Consider the following 15,687-nt stretch of genomic DNA (forward strand, 5'->3'; position numbering starts at 1 on the left):
GCGGCTTTTTTGTGGCTCTAGGCTCTAGGCTCTAGGCTCTAGGCTCTAGGCAAGCATTAAAACTTATAGTTGTACTGAGCACCAACTAGCAATGCATGACCTTTTGATTCAAAAGACCATTCTTGCTGTGAATTATCTTTTTCAGTGAAGTTTTGTGTTTTACCACGTAGTACACTCACACCTAAATCAAAGTCTGAATGTTGATCAATTGCGTAGTTACCACCAAACGAGAACCAAAAGCGGTCTGTATCTGGGATAGAAATCGACATATGGTTTTTATCCGCTGGTGACTCATCAAACGCAACACCGGCACGTAATAATAGGTTTTCACTGTACTGGTAATCAGAACCTATTGCGTAGCGCATAGAATCTGAGAAATTTTCTTCTTTCTCAAATCCTGTAAACTCACCTGCTGGTCCGTTTACTTTTGCTTCTAACTTGTCAAAGCTGCTCCAACCTGTCCACATTACACTGTAGTGTAAACCAAGCTTTTCATCTAACTGATGAGAACCAGAAAATTCAGCAATAGCTGGTAGTGTAATTTCAACAGAACCTGGCATTTCAGGTAATAATTTAGCTGCGCTTGAGAAAGTCCCCTCAAAAGTAATATCGGTTTCGCTGCGGTAGTTAAAACCAAAGCGGCTGTTTTCATCAAGTTGATACATTAAGCCTAAATTTAAACCTAAACCAGTATCGTCACCTTCTAAGTGAACCGCATCAGTTGAAGCTGGAATATTAGGGTTCGCACCCACTTTTCGAATTATCGTTGCATCTGCATAAATATAGTTTAAGCCAATACCAAAACTAAATTGCTCTGTTACTTTATAAGCAACGCTGGCATTGAAGTTAACTGTTACAATTTCTGTTTCACCAGCTATTTGGCCTGCAGCATAGTCACCATTAAATTCTGTGGCTAAGCCAAAGTTAGAAAATGCACCAAAGCCAACTGACACTTTATCGTTAACTGGCATGGTAAAGTAACCCGCAGGTACAATTGCATTAGGAGCGATGCTGTCATTATTTAGCACGCTTGGATCTAAACCGTTATTTGTATCAGTGCCTTTTAAGCTTACATCAGGAAGTACAGCAATACCCGCCACTGATATTTGTTTTTCTTTAAATAGTGACATTAATGCTGGGTTACGAGCTACTACAGACGCATCGTCTGCGATTGAAGCTTCACCTGCATAGGCGCGACCGAGTCCTGAGGCATTTTGCTCAGATAACTGAAATGCTGCAGCAAAACTATCTGCTGAAACAAGTACCAGCGACGCTGCGATTAAAGTTTTAGTAAATTTCATTGTTGTTTCCTTAACCAAACTTATTGTTTGGGTAGCTATGTGTGTTGTTATTAGGATTTCAAACCTGATCACACTACATTAATTTTTTATAAAAAACTCTACAAACACGTCAAAAAACAGTAAAAAACACGTTTTTTAACGACCATTTAACAACTTATTAAAACTCATCGGACTAGAAGTGTGCTATTAGAGCACAAGCTCTAATTGTAATTGATTCTCATTTGAATTGACTTGAAATGCGCTGCAATCTACACTCTCTATAAAACGATGATGAGAGAAAACGGTGAGCATTTTACTTATTTTGACTGGGCTTATTTTTTGTGGCGCAAGTGTATTTTGTTTTTATAAAGCAAACTATTGTGCGTGTACTCGTGCTGGGCAATGTGACAATCCAGTTAATCACTTTTGGTTGGCGGCTATTACTTGTGCATTAATCTCGCTAACATTTTGCTGTTTAGCGCTGCATGTAGAGCTTGGTACTTTATTGTGGTTAATATTAATGGCAAGTTGCTTTTTAGGTGCGTTTATTTCGGCTAAACAAAGCCAAAAACGCAAATGTACTAACGCTATAAAAGTAAGTGCTCTTTTAATAAACGAGACAAGTTAATCTGATAATCAAGGGGCTTAACACTGGCAATAATTTTAAGCTCTTGGCTCAGGTCGCTCAAATCAATATCTTTTGGCGTAACATGGTGGCCATACTTCGCATTATAAAATAGTTTAACTTTAGGTTTAATGGGATTAAGGTTATTGCCCTCAAGTACCAGTGCTAAACGTTCATTGGTCAGCTTTACAATAGTACATACCGGATGCACACCCAAACATTTAATAAAGTGTTGTACTAATTCAGCGTCAAACAGTTGTTTGTTAGCGAGCAAATAACGCAGTGCGTTTATTGGCTCGTCACCGACTTGGTGAGGCCTATCTGCTGTTATCGCGTCATACACATCTACAATAGCCATTATACGTGCAGGGCGACTTAATTTCTCTGCATTAAGGCCTCGCGGATAACCCGAACCATCTAATCGCTCATGATGATTCACTATCATATCAAGCATTAACGGTGTGATCCCTTTTTCGCCTTTAACTAAACCTAAACTTTGTACAACATGTTTTTTTATTGCTGCAAACTCATTATTAGTGACTTTAGTCTGCTTTGATAATATACCCTGCGGCACCTTTGCCTGTCCTAAATCATGCAGCAATGCCCCCATTGCAAGCTGCTGCACAGTAGGCTCTTCATAGCCTAAGTATTTAGCAAATACTGCTGCAAAAATGGCGCAGTTGATCATATGACGCCAATTATAGCTGTGTTTGTCTTTAAGGCGGGTAAGAATGGTCATTGCATTGGGGTTTCTAAATACCGATGCCACTATTTCACCGGCAATTTCATCCAACACATTTATATTAAGCGCAAGCCCTGCTGTTAAGTCACCGTATAAAGCCTGTATTTTGCGATTATGCTGCTCATAGCTTACGCTCGCTTTTGCAAACTCTTGCTCTACCGTTATAGCAACAGCAGCTTTAGCTGGCTTTTCTTGGCTGCTATCTACTTTAGCTTTATTTTGTGGTTTGTATTTGGCGGGTATCTCAACATCACTTTTAGTAAAATCAATGAGTAGCTCTAGCACCCCTTCTGTTACTAAACGCTTAATTATTGACTTATCACGCACTAGTCCACTGGTTTTGATTTTTATACTACTAATGCTTTCATGCTGCTTGGTAACATTGTCAACAAACATGCCAGGGACAAGCTCAGATATAGGTAAAGTGATAAGCATAAGTGTGGGAGGTTCTACAATTATAAGGCGTGTCTCTTAAATAGCACTTTTTAACCTTAAATGTCTACTTTTAAAGTTTTTACTAGTAATAAATAGCTACAAACTAAGCGAGTGAAATCGTTTTAATTTTATCTAGCCGTATTTTTATTATTTTGTTTGTTGGCTCTTGCAGCACCAAAAACTCGCCTTCGCCTTTAATATTTTCTAAGGTTTTAGCAACACCCACTAAGGTTTGGGTATCTAATGTGATAGCCACTTTATTTGCACGCATGCAATAAAGCTCAAGCTGATCGTAGTCGCCACATTTAATTGGTAGATAAGTCATGTTGAATATTTTTTAAAGGATAATACTAAAAGTTAGCAAGTGTATTAGAGGAATGCAAATGGCGCTCTCGGTAGGGATCGAACCTACAACTCAGCCTCCGGAGGGCCACGTGATATCCATTTCACCACGAGAGCACATTTGTTGCCGCCACATCAACTCGCGATATCAATGCTTTGGCATGCGTAATGATAAAGACATCTAAAGGTAAATGCTAGCGCCATTCGTTCATATGCTTATTATTTAAACGCTTTTAAATAAAAGACTTAGTGGTAGCTGGTAAATCAGCTATTTGTTGCTAAAAACCAGGTGGGCTACTAGCTTAAATTAGCCACTTAAGAGATAAGTTAATATTGCAGCGCTATCAATGCGTCTAATTGCGCGCACAGAGGCATCACTTTTTCATTTATTGAGCGATCGCTATACCAGCAAACACACAGTACTAAAAACACTACTTGATAATACTCTAGCTTATTAATAGAGCAGTAAAAACGTTGCGAAAGCGGTAACTGCTGTTGATAGGTTTTAAGTAACTGTTGCTTACCTTCCCTGTCTAGTTCAAAACTTACAGCTATTGCGGCTAAATCAAAGTAAACGTCGTTGGTTTTGGCGTACTCAAAATCGATTAAAAACATGCCTTGCGGGTTCTCTATGATGTTTTCTTTTACTAAGTCATTATGACAAAAGCCTTCATCACGTGGTAGCTTTTCTATTTCTGCTACCGCCACACCTACAGTTTGGCTATATTGTTGATATAACGCTGTATGTTGATAAAAATCCAGCTCTTGCTTTATATTCATCGCCTCGCTAACCACATTATGACAATGTAAGCCAACCAACTTTTTAATTAGCTCAGGGGTATAATTGCTTTGGGCTGTGTCGCCTTCTATGTATTCAAAAATAGCGAGCCTGTTAACTTTGTCTAACCAAAGTGGTTTAGGGCACAATTGCAGCTGTGCAAATCGAGCTTGTGCAGCTAAGCCTAATGTAGGCCAGTGATCGCGGTAACTTTTTAATAAATAAGCATACTGTTGATTATTTAGCGCAGCGCGCACTAAAAAGTTGTCATTGCTTAAACCACTATGTAATCGCTCACTACTAAGTAGTGTTAATTGTGCATTAAACCCGTTGATAATATCGCTAATTGACTGCATGAATGTCTTATAACTGCGCTATAGGTTTAGCTTGTTTTTGCTCGTACTCTTCGTACCAAGTTTTAAACCCCCACGCAGCCACTATGGTGTAAAAAATAAAGAGCGCGAGCGTTGGGTAGTAGCCTTTTTCGTAATATAAATACATAGACGCGGCATCTATTACAATCCAATACAGCCAATTTTCGAGTACTTTTTTTGCCACTAAATAAGTAGTAACTACCGCAAAACAGGTTGTAAAGCTATCAAGGTAAGCAAAGTCTGCATGGGTGTAATTTTTCATAAAGTAACCAATGGCAAGAGCAACTATGCTGGTCACTATTATCAATATTATATGACGATTCATTGACCATGAGGTAATACTTAAACTATCGTTGTTAGCTTTGCCTTTACGCCATACTAGCCAACCAAACACCGCCATATACATATAATAAAAATGCAGTAACGACTCCATTAATAACGCGCCATTCCAATACATAATAGTATAAATAAGGGTGCTAAAAAATGCGGCTGGCCAACACCATAAACTCTCTTTTATTGCTAATAATAAATAAGCCATAGACAGCCCCACTGCAATATACTCCCAATGCGACATTGCTGTAAAACCGCTTAAGGTTTGTGTTAAAAAATCCATATTGTGTGGTTCCGTGTTACTACTAATATGCATATTAGCCGTTATTGTGGAGACAAATCGCCAGATAGAAATTTACATACAAAAATAGCTTTACCAAACTCTTCATACGAGCGTTTAATTTCGGTACTTAACACTTGCATTACTAAATCGTAATCACCAAAAATTTGCGTTGATAAGGTATTAGTAATTACTTTTAAATTATCGTACTCGTTTAAGCGATCTATAAAGCCTTTTATAAACGGAATATAGTCTTGATGAAGTGGGTATTTGCTGATCTCTACTGTTAATTTCATTTTTATCTCTTTATTATTTCATTTTAAAAAAATCATTCAATGGTGATTCAATACAGTGTAAAATCACCCTAATTCGCAATCGAAATGAGCTTAATATGGCACGCAGAATAACCTATACATTTAAAAACCAACCGCGCGAAATTAATTTCGCTAAAGATAAATACCACGACATGTATCAGGCAATTGCCGCCGCTGAAGGTATCGATCTTACTAATTATTTATCTATGGTACAGCAAATCGAAATGACTTCGAAAGGCTCAGCGTCGGTGCGTAATTTTCGCGACCAAGAGTTTGCCCGTATGGGCTTTAGCGATATTTACTTTATAAAAGAGTAATAGTACCAGCAGTTTAACGCTGATACTGATAGCTTACCCTTGGTGTAATATTACACAATAACTCGTAAGGTATAGTATCGGCGCACTGGGCTATTTCTTCTACTGGTAGCTCAGGCCCCCACATAGTTACCTCGTCACCTACTTTAATATTATGTGTATTATTGCCTATATCTAAGGTGATCATATCCATAGCTACGCTACCTACAATACCATAACGCTGCTTATTTATTATTACCGGAGTGCCCGCCCTCGCATGGCGCGGATAACCATCACCATACCCCATAGCAACAACCGCTAACTGGGTCGGCTTATCACTTTGCCAACGCCCGCTGTAACCCACCGCTTCATGGGCAGCTACATTACGCACTGCAATTACTTTTGTGGTTAAGCGCATAACCGGCTCTAATTGATACGTTTTACCTGTGGTATTTGCCATAGGCGATACACCATAAAGCATTAACCCTGGGCGTACCCAATCACCGTGGCCACTTGGCCAAGCTAAAATACCGGCAGAATTTGATAAACAATGTGCCTGCTCAACGTTTTCTGCCAAGCGATTAAACAATGCTATTTGTTGCATTGTTTTACTGCTATCAACATCATCCGCGCACGAAAAATGGGTCATTAAATTAACCGTATTATTCGCATTGGCTGTTTTTTGTAAGCGATTATAAAACTCATCAAATTGATCTGGTGCAATACCTAATCGATGCATGCCGGTATTTATTTTTAACCAGCAGTTTATAGGAGCCTCAAGCTGCGCATTTTCCAGTGCCGCTAATTGGTTTTCGTCATGAATAATGGTTTGAAAATTATTAGCTAATAAAATGGGTAAGTCGGCTTCATCAAAAAAGCCTTCTAACAATACAATTGGCTTAGTTAAACCGCCAGCACGCAGTGCCAGCGCTTCATCTATACGTGCCACAGCAAATGCATCGGCATCGTTTAAGTGCTGCGCTATGGTTACTAAGCCATGCCCGTAGGCATTGGCTTTTAGCACTGCCATTACTTTGCTATTAGGCGCAAAGCTCTTAACTTGCGCAAGATTATGCGCAAGTGCTGTTAAGTTAATTTCGGCTATCGCTAGGCGCATTAATAATCGTCATCTACTGCTGGCCCCGCATAATTATCAAAGCGAGAAAATTGACCTTGGAAGGTTAAACGTACTTTACCAATAGGACCGTTACGTTGCTTACCTATGATTATTTCGGCAATACCTTTATCGGTACTGTCTTCGTTGTACACTTCATCACGATAAATAAACATGATTAAATCGGCATCTTGCTCAATAGAGCCAGACTCACGTAAATCTGAGTTAATTGGACGTTTATCGGCACGTTGCTCAAGCGTACGGTTAAGCTGCGAAAGCGCAACAACCGGACATTTTAGCTCTTTTGCTAATGCTTTAAGTGAACGTGAAATTTCGGCAATTTCAAGCGTTCGGTTATCAGCAAGGCTAGGTACTCGCATTAATTGCAAGTAATCGACCATGATCATACTAATACCACCATGATCGCGGGCAATACGTCGTGCACGAGAGCGTACATCAGTAGGTGTTAAGCCCGAGGCATCATCAACGTACATTTTGCCTTTTTCCATCAACAAACCCATGGTTGATGAAAGTCGTGCCCAATCGTCATCATCTAACTGACCAGTACGCACTTTAGTTTGGTTAATACGCCCAAGAGACGCCAACATCCTCATCATAATTTGTTCTGAGGGCATCTCTAGTGAGTAAATTAATACCGGCTTGTCTTGGGTCATTGCAGCATGTTCTGCAAGGTTCATCGCAAAAGTGGTTTTACCCATAGATGGACGTGCCGCAACTATAATTAAGTCAGATGGTTGCAAACCTGTGGTCATTTTATCAAGGTCGGCATAGCCGGTACTCACACCTGTTACACCGTCTTGCGGTGATTGATAAAGCTCTTCTATTTTATCAACTGTTTTTTCAAGTATGCTATGAATGCTTTGCGGGCCTTCATTGTTTTTTGTACGTTGCTCAGCAATTTTAAATACTTTGCTCTCAGCAAAGTCGAGCAAATCGTGGCTGGTGCGCCCTTCGGTATTAAAACCTGCTTCGGCAATTTCATTTGCTACACCAATCATTTCACGTACCACAGCACGTTCGCGCACAATACTTGCGTAAGCGTCAATATTAGCAGCACTTGGGGTGTTTTTGGCTATTTCAGCTAAATAAGCAAAACCACCAATTCCTGCTAATTTATTATTTTTTTCTAGGCTCTCTGAAATAGTAATTAAATCGATCGGATCGCCAATTTCAGCAAGCGTTGTCATCGCTTCAAAAATAAGCTTATGCGTGCGGGTATAAAAATCCTGTGATACAACAAGCTCTGCTACGCGGTCAAATGCTTGGTTATCAAGCATTAAGCCACCTAAAACAGATTGTTCTGCTTCTATTGAATGGGGAGGAACTTTAAGGGTATCGACTTGCTTATCTCGTTTGGCCATGACTTCACAGTACTAAAATACAATGGTGCCTATTCTATCTACTTGCAGGGGCTGTGCAAATAGAAAAGCAGGAAATCTTTTCCTGCTTTTTGTAATCATAGCCAGTAGCGAATGTTATTTAGTATGAAGTTCGAGTCGCCCGCTAATTGTATTCATTTCAACGTTAGCATTACCACCATTAATACTAAATTTTAAACTACTGGCTGGGCCATATTTAGCTTTACTGACTTTATCGCTAGTCACTTTATTAATTATTTTGCCATTCGCATGCGCTTCAATTTCAAACTTAGCCGATACATCTGCCGCAAAGTAAAATTCACCATCGCCACTTACCGATTCAAAACGAACATCTGCGCCCTTTAACAGCTCTTTAATATGCACTTCGGCCTCACCATTAACGGTATTAATTCGTAAGTTTTTAATGCTCGACAAAGTAAAGTCTATATCACCATTTACGTTTTCAAGGCGAACATCGCTTGCCGTTGAGTTTGATTTAATATCACCATTTACGGCGCTAAAGCGCAACTTCCCGCTTGAGTTTTTATCGTTAATTTCGCCATTTACGGTTTCAAATGCAATATTACCACTTAAGTTCTGCGCCTTTACATCGCCATTAACACTGGTAAGTTTAATATTACCCGCTAAATTACTTGCGCTTATCTCACCATTAACCACATCTATTTCTGCACTGTTTTGTAGCTCTTTTGCACTGACAGATACATTCACACCAGCAAACTCAAGCGCACTACTTCTGGGCATAAATATAGTTAACTTTGAACCATCACCACTGTTACCCCAATCCGTATTACGTGGCATGTTTACAATAAACTGGGTTTTATCACCACTGGTTTTAAGCTCATAGCCATCGGCTTTGTCATCAAGTTCGCCCGACACTTTAAATTCGTTTTTATCCCAGCCCGTTATGTTTATATCACCACGTTGGTTTTCAATATAAATAGTGCCGCCATTGGCTACCTCTATTTGCTTATCTATTTTTTCACCCGCTAATACCGCCAGTGGAAATAAGCTCAACCCTAGTAAAATCGCTTTCATGTTATGCTCCTAAATATGCTGCCAACGAGGTGCGTGCACCTTATTAATCAAATCAAGTTGTTGTTGATATATTTGCGCTAACATAGTTAATAGCGCTTGGTTTTGTGGTTCGTTTTCAAGAACCTGCTTTATGGCTAACTCTGCTTCTTCGAGTTCTTGCAATTGCACTTGCCAATTGCTGGTAAGTGCGTCTTGATTTTTATACGCAACTAACAAACTGTTTTTTTGCGCTAAAAAGTAATCACTTATCGCCACGGCAGGCTTTGGCTCAGGCGTTATAAAAACGATGTTTACTGCAATTAAAACCGCAACACTGCATGCAGCTACTGCCGTTAACTTTGGCCAAATAGTAGTGTGTTTTTGTGTAGAGCGTTCAGCATTAATAATCGCTCGCTCAATCCCTGGCCATAAATTTTTGCGTGGCGTTATGTCTTTATCAAGTGTATTGAGTGACTCGTTTAAGTAGTCATCAAAATTTTCTTTACTCATTTTCATACCACTCTTGTAATAACAGCCTAGCACGATGATATTGCGACTTACTTGAGCCAACAGCCATACCTAGTTGCTCGGCTATTTCCTCGTGTCTGTAGCCTTCAATGGCAAACAGCACAAATACCATACGTGCTCGCTCTGGAAGCCTTACTATTAATTTATCTAGGCCATTTAAACCTTTACAGTCGTTAACTGATTGCTCATCCATACCGCTGTGCTCAATACTCACCACTTTTTGCAGCCAATTTTTTTGTTTGCGTAAATAATTAATCGCAACATTACTCGCTACGCTGTAAAGCCAAGTAGAGAACTGCGAGCGCCCATCAAACTGCGCTACTTTGTGCCACACCTGTACAAACACTTCTTGGGCCGCATCCTCTGCATGCGACTGATCAGCTAATAGACGTAAACATAACCCGTATACTCGTTTTATGTGTAGTTCATAAAGTAGTGTGTATGCAGCTTGATCCCCCGACTTAACACGCTTAATGAGTGCTGCTTCGCACAATTGCGACTGTTCGGGTTTAACGTGTAACATCCGTAATGTCGCCTTTAAATTATAATTACTGGGTTAGCATTTAAGTGTATTGATAAGTTAGACGTAATGACAGTTTGAAAAGGTTTAAATGAAATGAAAAAATAATTGCAAAAAGGAAAGATGATTTAGAAGAGGTTTTATTAAGCGTGTTTTTAGATCTACAGCTAGCTAAATTTTAGGCACAAAAAAGCCGCGCTAAATAGCACGGCTTTTTTTTGCTTAATTAAAAATTAAGCTTCAGCAATAACGATTACTTTAATAGTAGCCGTTACTTCTGAATGTACTGCGATTGATACGTCAAATTCGCCAGTCTCACGGATAGTACCTAGAGGTAGACGAACTTCAGACTTAGCAACTTCAACACCAACAGCTGAGATAGCGTCAGCGATGTCACGAGTACCGATTGAACCAAATAATTTACCTTCGTCACCAGCTTTAGATACTAATGTAACTTCTGCTAATGCTTCAAGTTTGTCAGCGCGTGCTTGTGCAGCAACTAACTGATCAGCGATTTTCGCTTCAAGTTCTGCGCGACGAGCATCAAATGTTTCAATGTTTGCTTTAGTTGCAGGAACTGCCTTACCTTGCGGGAAAAGGAAGTTACGTGCGAAGCCAGATTTAACAACAACCTGGTCACCTAGGCCACCTAGGTTAGCGATCTTATCTAGTAGAATAACTTGCATGTTTCTACACCTTTTAAAAACGTGTTAATCCGCTGCTTACTTATGTAAGTCAGTGTATGGAAGAAGGGCTAAGTAGCGAGCACGCTTAATAGCAGTTGCTAGCTGGCGCTGGTATTTAGCGCTAGTACCTGTGATACGGCTAGGTACGATTTTGCCACTTTCTGTAACATAGTTTCTAAGAGTAGCTAGATCTTTGTAATCGATTTGTTGTACGCCTTCCGCTTTAAAGCGGCAAAACTTACGACGTCTGAAATAACGTGCCATGAGATTAATTCCTCAAATAATTCTTTCGATATGCTGAGCATGCAAAACCAATTGGCTAAGGCCGTTACGACCTTCGTGGCGATTTAAAAAACCACTCACTTGCAATGCCTGCCCAACGTGCAAATGTTGAGTCTGTTGTTGCATTTGCTTTCCACTGGCAACCACTTGAAGCCGAACGTAACTATTACGGTTAAGATCTGCTTCTGTTTGCATTGACTTATGTTCAATAACAAAAATACAATGCGGTATACCAGCAGGACTTTGGCTTAACTTGGGAGTTTTACAAACTACCCCAGATAAAACCAGTTGATTCATAAAAGGGCTAACCATTTATATTCATCACCAGTTAAACGCCATGCTAGGACTCAAAACAATTAAGCAGCTGGTGCTTCTTTCTTCTCTTCTCTTACAAGAGGAGACGCTTCAGTTACCGCGTTTTTAGTACGCATAACTAAGTTACGAAGCACTGCATCGTTGTAGCGGAAAGTAGTTTCTAGCTCGCTGATTACTTCAGTTGGTGCTTCAACGTTCATAAGAACATAATGAGCTTTATGAAGCTTGTTGATTGGGTAAGCCAGTTGACGACGGCCCCAGTCTTCAAGACGGTGGATAACACCACCAGCTTCAGTGATAGAACCAGTATAGCGTTCGATCATACCAGTTACTTGCTCACTCTGATCAGGGTGAACCATGAATACGATTTCGTAATGACGCATGGATATTCCTTACGGTTAATAGAGCCTTCTACCGTTTCGGCCGGTCGGTTTAAGGCAAGGAATTAATAGTTTAAAAGCCGAAATGAGCGCGCATTTTACGCTTAGTTTGATAATTAAGCAAGCCAGTTTTCTATCGAAAATAAAGAAAAAGCCGTACAAATAGAGTTTAATTGACGTTTTTTATAAAAACATAACAATTTCAATTAGCTTGCTATGTATTAAGTCGTAATTAGGCCCTGCAAAACAAACTAAAAAACAACCACCTTGCTCAGCTTTTAGCCGACCAAGGTCTAATATAATAATTAAGCAAAAACGCTTAGTTTTTAATATCTCTCACACTCTTTTTTAGTTTTAGGATCATTTATGTCAGGTCAATATAAACAGCATTATAACGCCTTCAAACAAAACCCAGCTGAATTTTGGTTAGCACAAAGTAAGTGTATTCCTTGGTATAAAACACCCCAAAATGCCTATACACAAGACAGCGATGACTTATACCATTGGTTTGATGATGGCCAGCTTAATACTAGCTACTTAGCACTTGACCAACATGTTGAAGCCGGCTTTGGCGAGCAAACTGCGCTTATTTACGACTCTCCTGTTACCAATACTAAACAAACTTATAATTATTCACAGCTACAACAAGAAGTGGCTAAGTTTGCCGGTGTAATGCAATCGCTAGGTGTGCAAAAAGGCGACCGTGTGGTTATTTACATGCCCATGATCCCACAAGCAGTGATTGGCATGCTAGCTTGTGCTCGTTTAGGTGCAGTGCACTCTGTGGTTTTTGGTGGCTTTGCAGCTCATGAATTAGCGGTGCGTATTGATGATGCTAAACCTAAATTAGTATTAAGTGCTTCTTGTGGTGTAGAAGTAAGTAATATTATTGAATACAAACCCTTATTAGATGACGCCATTAAGCGCGCCACGCATAAAGTTGATCACTGCGTAATTTATCAACGCGAACAAGCAACCGCAACACTCAATAGCGGCCAAGATATTGATTGGGCAAAGGCTATGCAAACAGCACAAGCTGTTGACCCTGTACCTGTAAGTGGTAGTGATCCGCTATATATTTTATATACCTCAGGCACCACAGGATTACCTAAAGGTGTAGTACGTGAAAATGGCGGCCATGCTGTTGCCCTTAATTACAGCATGAAAAACGTATATGGTATGGAGCCTGGCGAAGTTTTTTGGGCTGCGTCTGATATTGGCTGGGTGGTGGGTCACTCATACATAGTATATGCGCCGTTAATGTATCGTTGTGCAACTGTACTTTACGAAGGCAAACCAGTGCGCACCCCAGATGCCAGTGCATTTTGGCGAGTAGTAGAGGAGCATAAAGTAACAGCCTTATTTAGCGCGCCTACTGCATTTAGAGCAATTAAAAAAGAAGACCCTGAAGCTGAGGGTTTTAAAAAATATGATACATCTAGCTTAAAACGGTTATTTTTAGCCGGTGAGCGCCTTGATGCCGCTACTTACGGTTGGTTAAAAGAAAAAACCGGCCTACCTGTGCTCGATCATTGGTGGCAAACAGAAACCGGCTGGGCTATTGCTTGTAACCCTATTGGCATTGAACACTTAGAAACCAAAGCAGGTAGTTCAACCGTTCCTACACCGGGCTTTGACGTACGTATTTTAAATATGGAAGGCGAAGAATGTGCCCCTAACGAAAGTGGCGCAGTAGTAATAAAACTGCCCTTACCGCCGGGTTGCTTGTCAACAATTTGGCAAAATACCGAGCGCTATAAACAAGGTTACCTGAGCGAATATGAAGGCTATTACCTGTCGGGAGACGGTGGCTACATAGACGAAGACGGCTACTTATTTATTATGGGTCGTACCGATGATGTAATTAACGTTGCTGGCCACAGGCTATCTACCGGCGAAATGGAAGAAATTGTTGCCGCCCACCCTGCGGTTGCAGAATGTGCTGTATTTGGTGTAAACGATGCGCTTAAAGGGCAAAACCCAATGGCGATGATAGTACTGAAAGACGGTTTTACCGGCTCTCACCAAGAAGTACAACAACAGCTTGTGCAATCTGTACGTAACCAAATTGGTGCTATCGCGTGTTTAAAAAATATTATGTGTGTTGAGCGCTTACCTAAAACACGCTCAGGGAAAATTTTACGCAAAAACTTACGCCAGCTTATTGATGGCGAAGAACTGCAAATTCCATCGACTATTGACGACCCCAGTATTTTTGCCGAGTTAAGTGAACAACTTGCTGAAAAATAAAACGAACTGTTTATAGTTAAAGTCTATCGGCACCGAGTGAAGATAGACTTTAACTACGCCTTCTGCTTAAATAACCTTGGAATAAATAAATAACTTTATGATGTAAACGGAGATTAAATGACAGATATAAGAGCTGAACTACGTGAGTATTTACTGGGGTGGTTTGGCCAATATTTACCCGCCAACCCTCTTTTATGGTACGACATTTTAGTACTTTGCTGGCTCGCCATTTTTGCCATAATTTTACATTTAATTATCAGAAACTCAGCTAAGCACTTTCTTAAAGGTCGCTTTAGCGAAAGAATTGTTCAGCCTGATGCAAAAACTCCCGCCGATTTAGCATTTAAACTTGCAAAACATATCTCTTTTGTAATTCAAGGTGCGGTTGTCGTTATTCAAGCTAGGCTTTGGATCCCCGAAGGGAGTAGCTTTTTACATATTATTGAAATGGTTACCGACCAATGGATCATTCTCTTCTCTTTACTATCACTGTTTTCGTTGCTCGATATTTTTCAGGTTATTTCTGATAGGCGCGCAGTCAGAGCCCACTTCCCGATACGAGGGTTATTACAAACCATTAAGTTAATTGCCAGTGTATTAACCGGTATTTTAGCTGTGTCGTTATTAATGAATAAATCACCATTAATTTTATTAAGTGGTTTAGGTGCGTTATCAGCCGTTATGCTGTTGGTGTTTAAGGATGCTATTTTAGGTTTAGTGGCAGGTATTCAGCTCTCTGCTAATAATATGTTAGCGGTAGGTGATTGGCTAGAAATGCCCAAGTATGGCGCTGATGGCGATGTAATTGACATTGCACTTACCACGGTAAAGGTAAGAAACTGGGATAAAACCATCACTACAATACCTACGTATGCGCTTATTTCTGATTCATTCAAAAACTGGCGCGGCATGTCGGAATCGGGCGGTCGTAGAATAAAACGTAGTATTCATTTAGAAATGAACAGTGTGCGCTTTTTAAATGAACAAGAGCTCACTGAGCTTAGAAAAGCAAATTTACTAACCAAATATATAGATACCACAATATCATCTATTAGCGCCGAAAACGCTAGCAAAGATATGAGTTGCCTACTTAATGGCCGCCGCTTAACTAACGTCGGTACCTTTAGGCATTATTTAATAGAACTGTTAAAACAACACCCTAAAATCCATCAAAATATGACCCTAATGGTAAGGCAATTAGAGCCAACTAATAAAGGCTTACCTATCGAGATTTACACCTTTACCAACACCACAGTGTGGGCAGAGTACGAAGGTATTCAAGCTGATATTTTTGACCATATACTGGCTATTTTACCGGTGTTTTACCTTAAAGCACATGAGTCGCCAACAGGTAACGATGTGCGATCTTTGTCGATAGGTAAGCTCTAAAATTACGGCTTACTTT

The 15,687-nt window shown here is 40.0% G+C and carries 19 protein-coding genes and 1 tRNA gene; 4 read left to right on the top strand and 16 right to left on the bottom strand.

Annotated features, from left to right (window positions below; translation table 11 throughout):
* Nucleotides 1–56: 56 nt before the first annotated feature.
* Nucleotides 57–1,301 carry an outer membrane protein transport protein gene (locus H5058_RS15525; RefSeq protein WP_011329076.1) on the bottom strand — a complete coding sequence of 415 codons (1,245 nt, stop codon included), beginning with the start codon at nucleotides 1,299–1,301 and terminating at the stop codon, nucleotides 57–59.
* A gap of 283 nt (nucleotides 1,302–1,584) precedes the next feature.
* Here H5058_RS15525 and H5058_RS15530 point away from each other — a divergent pair, with 283 nt between their 5' ends.
* On the top strand, nucleotides 1,585–1,908 hold the full coding sequence (locus tag H5058_RS15530) for a hypothetical protein (RefSeq protein ID WP_041454548.1): 324 nt from the start codon (nucleotides 1,585–1,587) through the stop codon (nucleotides 1,906–1,908).
* Here H5058_RS15530 and H5058_RS15535 read toward each other — a convergent pair.
* The 6 genes from H5058_RS15535 to H5058_RS15560 form a co-directional block, all read right to left on the bottom strand.
* Nucleotides 1,868–3,082, bottom strand: coding sequence for an HD-GYP domain-containing protein (locus H5058_RS15535; RefSeq protein ID WP_182678940.1), 1,215 nt, complete (start codon nucleotides 3,080–3,082; stop codon nucleotides 1,868–1,870). The genes H5058_RS15530 and H5058_RS15535 overlap by 41 nt on opposite strands.
* A gap of 103 nt (nucleotides 3,083–3,185) precedes the next feature.
* A complete protein-coding gene (locus tag H5058_RS15540; RefSeq protein WP_041454550.1) occupies nucleotides 3,186–3,407 on the bottom strand; it encodes a Rho-binding antiterminator in 222 nt (73 codons plus the stop codon).
* 59 nt (nucleotides 3,408–3,466) lie between these two features.
* Nucleotides 3,467–3,541, bottom strand: a tRNA-Arg gene (locus H5058_RS15545).
* A gap of 210 nt (nucleotides 3,542–3,751) precedes the next feature.
* Complete coding sequence (locus tag H5058_RS15550; protein WP_182678942.1) at nucleotides 3,752–4,558, bottom strand: phosphotransferase; 807 nt, start codon at nucleotides 4,556–4,558, stop codon at nucleotides 3,752–3,754.
* Nucleotides 4,559–4,565: 7 nt separating this feature from the next.
* Complete coding sequence (gene pnuC, locus H5058_RS15555; protein WP_182678944.1) at nucleotides 4,566–5,189, bottom strand: nicotinamide riboside transporter PnuC; 624 nt, start codon at nucleotides 5,187–5,189, stop codon at nucleotides 4,566–4,568.
* A 41-nt stretch (nucleotides 5,190–5,230) separates the two neighbouring features.
* On the bottom strand, nucleotides 5,231–5,482 hold the full coding sequence (locus H5058_RS15560) for a hypothetical protein (RefSeq protein WP_011329082.1): 252 nt from the start codon (nucleotides 5,480–5,482) through the stop codon (nucleotides 5,231–5,233).
* Between the two features lie 95 nt (nucleotides 5,483–5,577).
* On the opposite strand from H5058_RS15560, the gene H5058_RS15565 reads away from it, so the two are divergent.
* On the top strand, nucleotides 5,578–5,817 hold the full coding sequence (locus H5058_RS15565; protein ID WP_011329083.1) for a DUF2960 domain-containing protein: 240 nt from the start codon (nucleotides 5,578–5,580) through the stop codon (nucleotides 5,815–5,817).
* A gap of 13 nt (nucleotides 5,818–5,830) precedes the next feature.
* Here H5058_RS15565 and alr read toward each other — a convergent pair whose 3' ends face one another.
* From alr to rpsF, 9 genes are all read right to left on the bottom strand, one after another.
* Nucleotides 5,831–6,910 (bottom strand): alanine racemase, encoded by a 1,080-nt coding sequence (gene alr / locus H5058_RS15570; RefSeq protein WP_086997797.1) that lies wholly within the window; start codon nucleotides 6,908–6,910, stop codon nucleotides 5,831–5,833.
* Complete coding sequence (gene dnaB / locus H5058_RS15575; RefSeq protein ID WP_041454554.1) at nucleotides 6,910–8,289, bottom strand: replicative DNA helicase; 1,380 nt, start codon at nucleotides 8,287–8,289, stop codon at nucleotides 6,910–6,912. The genes alr and dnaB overlap by 1 nt, the downstream gene beginning before the upstream one ends.
* 114 nt (nucleotides 8,290–8,403) lie before the next feature.
* Nucleotides 8,404–9,342, bottom strand: coding sequence for a DUF4097 family beta strand repeat-containing protein (locus H5058_RS15580; RefSeq protein WP_182678946.1), 939 nt, complete (start codon nucleotides 9,340–9,342; stop codon nucleotides 8,404–8,406).
* Nucleotides 9,343–9,351: 9 nt separating this feature from the next.
* Nucleotides 9,352–9,837 carry a hypothetical protein gene (locus tag H5058_RS15585; RefSeq protein WP_089368705.1) on the bottom strand — a complete coding sequence of 162 codons (486 nt, stop codon included), beginning with the start codon at nucleotides 9,835–9,837 and terminating at the stop codon, nucleotides 9,352–9,354.
* Entirely contained in the window at nucleotides 9,824–10,372 is a 549-nt protein-coding gene (locus H5058_RS15590; RefSeq protein WP_011329088.1) for an RNA polymerase sigma factor, read from the bottom strand. The genes H5058_RS15585 and H5058_RS15590 overlap by 14 nt, the downstream gene beginning before the upstream one ends.
* A gap of 230 nt (nucleotides 10,373–10,602) precedes the next feature.
* Nucleotides 10,603–11,055 carry a 50S ribosomal protein L9 gene (rplI, locus tag H5058_RS15595; protein ID WP_011329089.1) on the bottom strand — a complete coding sequence of 151 codons (453 nt, stop codon included), beginning with the start codon at nucleotides 11,053–11,055 and terminating at the stop codon, nucleotides 10,603–10,605.
* A gap of 36 nt (nucleotides 11,056–11,091) precedes the next feature.
* Nucleotides 11,092–11,319, bottom strand: a complete 228-nt coding sequence (rpsR, locus tag H5058_RS15600) for a 30S ribosomal protein S18 (RefSeq protein WP_002962753.1) — start codon at nucleotides 11,317–11,319, stop codon at nucleotides 11,092–11,094.
* Nucleotides 11,320–11,331: 12 nt separating this feature from the next.
* Entirely contained in the window at nucleotides 11,332–11,649 is a 318-nt protein-coding gene (priB, locus tag H5058_RS15605) for a primosomal replication protein N (protein WP_041454555.1), read from the bottom strand.
* Between the two features lie 44 nt (nucleotides 11,650–11,693).
* Nucleotides 11,694–12,035: a 30S ribosomal protein S6 gene (gene rpsF / locus H5058_RS15610; protein WP_011329092.1), complete on the bottom strand. Its 342-nt coding sequence runs from the start codon at nucleotides 12,033–12,035 to the stop codon at nucleotides 11,694–11,696.
* 363 nt (nucleotides 12,036–12,398) lie between these two features.
* On the opposite strand from rpsF, the gene H5058_RS15615 reads away from it, so the two are divergent.
* Nucleotides 12,399–14,282 carry a propionyl-CoA synthetase gene (locus H5058_RS15615; protein ID WP_011329093.1) on the top strand — a complete coding sequence of 628 codons (1,884 nt, stop codon included), beginning with the start codon at nucleotides 12,399–12,401 and terminating at the stop codon, nucleotides 14,280–14,282.
* Nucleotides 14,283–14,399: 117 nt separating this feature from the next.
* Nucleotides 14,400–15,671: a mechanosensitive ion channel family protein gene (locus H5058_RS15620; RefSeq protein ID WP_011329094.1), complete on the top strand. Its 1,272-nt coding sequence runs from the start codon at nucleotides 14,400–14,402 to the stop codon at nucleotides 15,669–15,671.
* Nucleotides 15,672–15,687 lie beyond the last annotated feature (16 nt).

This window comes from Pseudoalteromonas sp. SR45-4, from assembly GCF_014163535.1.
Taxonomy (GTDB): Bacteria; Pseudomonadota; Gammaproteobacteria; order Enterobacterales; family Alteromonadaceae; genus Pseudoalteromonas; species Pseudoalteromonas nigrifaciens.